At 68.7% G+C, this 380-nt stretch carries 1 tRNA gene; it reads left to right on the forward strand.

Annotated elements, in window-relative coordinates:
- Window positions 1-48 precede the first annotated feature (48 nt).
- Window positions 49-125: transfer RNA gene (locus tag K9U40_RS24615), tRNA-Arg, on the forward strand.
- Window positions 126-380: the final 255 nt, after the last annotated feature.

Consider the following 380-nt stretch of genomic DNA (forward strand, 5'->3'; position numbering starts at 1 on the left):
CTAGAAGCCCCTTCACACCGGCGGGCCAAGCCCCCGCCGCCGTGACAGGCGCCCGTAGCTCAGCTGGATAGAGCACCAGACTACGAATCTGGGGGTCAGAGGTTCGAATCCTTTCGGGCGCGCCATTCTTGCAAATCACTGAGCGGATGCCGGGGCCCAGCCCTGTCCCGCTGACGACCAGCAGCCCACCTTTGGATCGAGCACAGCGCGCCAGCAGGTACGTCGCGCGATCCCGTGCCTGTACGCGCCTGAGGCGCCCAGCCGCGCGGAAGCGGCCGGGCCTGTCCGTTGGTCAGGCGACCCGTTGTGACGGGGCGGCCAGGCCCAGTTCCGTGCGGAACACGGCTTCCATCTCGCGCCGGATGCGGATGGCCTGGTGG

Origin of the sequence: Xanthobacter autotrophicus (assembly GCF_030015065.1) — a bacterium.
GTDB lineage: Bacteria > Pseudomonadota > Alphaproteobacteria > Rhizobiales > Xanthobacteraceae > Xanthobacter > Xanthobacter autotrophicus_D.